Consider the following 3311-nt stretch of genomic DNA (forward strand, 5'->3'; position numbering starts at 1 on the left):
CGCCGCCGCCGCCCTGGCCGAAAGGATCCGCCCGGCCGTGGAGCGGGCCGGCTGGGTGCTGATCGGGCCGGCGCCGGCCCCGGTGGCCAGGGTGGCGGGCCGGAGCCGCTGGCAACTGCTGTTGCATGGCGCTGGCATGGCGGCGCTGCCCCTGCCCCCCGAAGGCGACCTGCGCCGGGCCTTGCCGCCGGGGGTGAGCCTGACGATCGATCCCGACCCGCTGGAGCTCTGAAACCGACGCCGGCGGCGCGGGCGTCAGGCCGGCAGTTCCGGCAGGCCGAAGCCCAGCCGGCGCCGGGTCGCCTGCAGGGCCAGCACCAGCGGCAAGGCCAGGCCCACCGCCGCCGCCCCCAACCCCAGGCCACTCCATCGCCAGCAGCGCAGCTCCAGCACATTGACCTGGCCCGGCTGGAGGGGCCAGATCAGCTGACGGGCCCCGTTGCCATCCCCCGGAAGCGCTGGAACCGGGCTGCTGGGGGCCGCCTGCCAGACGGCCGCCGGCCGCACCGGAGTGAGGACCAGCGCCAGATCCAGCCCCGGAAGCACCTCGAGGGGCTGCAGATCGAGCTCCAGCAGCAGGTGCTGGCGCACCCCCACCAGCCAGTTGCGCTCCTCCCAGCGGACCACCGGAGCGCTCAGGGGGACACCGCTGAGCTGGCCCGCCAGCTCAAGGCTGCCCGCCAGGGCCGCGAGCGCCTCACGGGCCGGCAACACCGGGGTGGAGAGAAGCTGGTCACCGTTCCCCCCCCGCCCGTGAAAGGGACCGGGCGAAGCCAGCTGGGGCTCGTGCCCCTCCAGCGCCGCGACGAAGCGCCGCTGCCAGGGACTCTGCGGGCCACCGTTGCTGCGCAGCTGGTGGCTCACCTGCAACCGCCCGGGTCCCTCGAAGCGCAACTCAGTGCGCACCTCCATGCAGCCCCCCAGCAGCGAGGCCAGCAGCAGCAGCACCACCACCACCACCACCGCGAAGCCCACCGGGGCCCGGGTGGGGCCCACCGGCGGGGGCGGCGGTGGCTCGGGGCGACGACGGGAGAGCCGGCTGACCCCGCCGCCGACCCCTTCGAGCGGCGTGGTGCCGGTGAGATCCGGCAGGGTGAGCGACCAGTTGCTGGGACGACGCAGCTCCGGGGCCTCGAGCACCATCAGCAGCGCCTTGGCCTGGGCGCGCAGCGTCGGGTCCTGGCAGCGCACCAGACCGCGGCAACAGGCGGCGGCCTGGTCGGTACGGCCCTGGCCCATCAGGGCGGTGGCCATCAGCAGACGCAGCTCAGCGCCTGCGGCCGTGAGCGGCGAACGCTCCTCCTGGAGGGGCTCCAGCAACCGCAGCACCTGGCCGTACTCGCCACGATCCAGGGCCCGCCGGGCCTCGGCCAGCGGATCCTCAGGCATGCAGCAGGCCAGGGCTGCCCACCACCATGGTGCCGATGCCGGCATTGGTGAACACCTCCAGCAGCAGGGAATGGGCCACCCGGCCATCGATGATGTGGGCCGCCTTCACCCCCTGGGCCAGGGCCCGGATACAGCATTCGGTCTTGGGCGTCATCCCCCCTTCCACCACACCGTCGGTGATCAGCCGGCGGGCCTCCGAAAGGCTGAGCTGGCGGATCAGACTGGTGGGCACGTTGCGGTCCCGCAGGATGCCGGGGGTGTCGGTCAGCAGGATCAACTTCTCCGCCTGCAGCGCCGCGGCCAGCTCCCCGGCCACAGTGTCGGCATTGATGTTGTGGGCCTGGCCATCGGCATTGGGGGCGACGCTGGAGATCACTGGGATGTAACCGCTGGCCAGCAGGGGGGAGAGCACCGAGGGATCCACCCGCGCCACATCGCCCACCACACCGAGGGTGCCATCGCCCATGGTGCGGGCCTGCACCAGAGCGCCATCACTGCCGGAAAGTCCCACGGCCCGGCCCCCCACCCGGTTGAGGCCATTGACGATCTGCTTGTTGACCCGGCCCACCAGCACCATTTCCACCACGTCCATGGTGTCGGGGCAGGTGACCCTGAGGCCGTCCTGGAAGCGGGGCTCGATCGCCAGTTTCTCCAGCCACTGGTTGATCTCCGGTCCGCCCCCGTGCACCACCACAGGCTGGACGCCGACGCAGGCCAGCAGGGCCAGGTCGCGGAAGACCGCCTCGCGCAGGTCTTCACGCACCATGGCAGCACCGCCGTATTTGATGACGATGCGGCGGCCGGCGAACCGCTGGATGTAGGGCAGCGCCTCACTGAGGACGGACACCCTCAGGGTGTCTTCCGAACTGATGTGCCGATCGGGACTCAAGGGACGGGGGCGGCGAGGGACGGGTCGGAGGTGGCGGGTGCCGGCAGAAGGCTCAGCGTCAGTCGGCCAGGACCAGCCTGTTGCAGTTCAGCGGTGAGGCCGGGACCGAAGAAACGGCCCAGCCGGTCCTGGCGATCCTGCCAGCGCTCGAACGGCACCCCCTGGCACTCAATCGTGAGACGCAGCCCGTAGCCGCCGCCGTGGTCGAGCTCCTCAACGGCCAGCAGCTGGGGAGGGGAGTCCTCATCCCAGAGCTTGAGAGCTTCGAGGGAGCTTTCCAGGTGGGCCTTCTGGCCGTAGCGCCAGCGGGTGACGTCGGCCAGCAGTTTGCGCAGCGGCTCGTTCTCAGGCAACTGACGCAGATCGCGCAACTGGGCCACGGGGGTGAGTCGCTCGGCGGGTGGCAGCTCGGAGGACTTCAGGGCCAGCCCCCCCAGCAGGATCGGCACGCCGTAGAACACGCCAGCCAGGCTGATGTTGGGGCTGTCGGTGACGTAGGCGATCGAACCGATCACGGTGAGCACGGCACCAGCCACGGTCACCAGGCTGCCGGGGGAGAGAAACGCTTGCATCACGCCATTGTCCAGCAGCGGGGGGCAGGATGGAGCCCCCAAGGCCGCCCGCCAGCCCCATGGCCAGCCATCCCGACCACCCGACCGACGTCCCCACCACCAGCAGCGAGGATTGCGGCGCTGCCGGCGACAGCCCCTGGAGCGCGGCGGCGGCCCCTTCGACGGCCGAACTTCTGTCTCAGCTGGGAGAGGACCGGCTCTGGCTGCTGCGCCAGCTGGACAGCGGCCGCTGGAGCCAATGGCGACTCGATCTGGCGGCCCTGGAAAGGGAACTGGGTCAGTTGATCGACCAGGCCGGCGAACGGCTCTGAACCAGGGTCCGAATCAGAAGGGAATGTCGTCGTCATCGTCGCCCAGGGGCACCAGCGGGGAGGTGTCCCAGACGGGTGCTGCCGCCTCGGCCGGCGCAACGCTGGCGGGGCGCGATGGCGCCGGTGCCGGAGCACGGCGCGGCGCTGGGG

4 protein-coding genes and 1 pseudogene are annotated in these 3311 nt (G+C 71.6%); 2 read left to right on the forward strand and 3 right to left on the reverse strand.

What is annotated here, in order from left to right; all coding sequences use genetic code 11:
• Positions 1-232, forward strand: a pseudogene (locus tag VB739_RS16380) (primosomal protein N'); the annotation flags it as partial.
• Positions 233-255: 23 nt separating this feature from the next.
• On the opposite strand, the gene VB739_RS16385 reads toward VB739_RS16380, so the two are convergent.
• Genes VB739_RS16385 through VB739_RS16395 form a run of 3 tightly spaced genes read right to left on the reverse strand, consistent with a single transcriptional unit; the run spans position 256 to position 2850 of the window.
• On the reverse strand, positions 256-1389 hold the full coding sequence (locus VB739_RS16385; RefSeq protein WP_323358080.1) for a DUF3153 domain-containing protein: 1134 nt from the start codon (positions 1387-1389) through the stop codon (positions 256-258).
• Positions 1382-2278, reverse strand: coding sequence for an acetylglutamate kinase (gene argB, locus VB739_RS16390; protein ID WP_323358081.1), 897 nt, complete (start codon positions 2276-2278; stop codon positions 1382-1384). The genes VB739_RS16385 and argB overlap by 8 nt, the downstream gene beginning before the upstream one ends.
• Entirely contained in the window at positions 2275-2850 is a 576-nt protein-coding gene (locus tag VB739_RS16395; protein WP_323358082.1) for a DUF2854 domain-containing protein, read from the reverse strand. The genes argB and VB739_RS16395 overlap by 4 nt, the downstream gene beginning before the upstream one ends.
• 59 nt (positions 2851-2909) lie before the next feature.
• On the opposite strand from VB739_RS16395, the gene VB739_RS16400 reads away from it, so the two are divergent.
• A complete protein-coding gene (locus VB739_RS16400; RefSeq protein WP_323358083.1) occupies positions 2910-3161 on the forward strand; it encodes a hypothetical protein in 252 nt (83 codons plus the stop codon).
• Positions 3162-3311: the final 150 nt, after the last annotated feature.

Source organism: Cyanobium gracile UHCC 0281, assembly GCF_034931305.1.
Lineage (GTDB): Bacteria > Cyanobacteriota > Cyanobacteriia > PCC-6307 > Cyanobiaceae > Cyanobium > Cyanobium gracile_A.

Bases quoted from the DNA above. Each gene is read 5' to 3' on its own strand.
- VB739_RS16385 (WP_323358080.1), bottom strand. From the start codon at position 1,389: ATGCCTGAGGATCCGCTGGCCGAGGCCCGGCGGGCCCTGGATCGTGGC.
- VB739_RS16400 (WP_323358083.1), top strand. From the start codon at position 2,910: ATGGCCAGCCATCCCGACCACCCGACCGACGTCCCCACCACCAGCAGC.
- VB739_RS16395 (WP_323358082.1), bottom strand. From the start codon at position 2,850: ATGCAAGCGTTTCTCTCCCCCGGCAGCCTGGTGACCGTGGCTGGTGCC.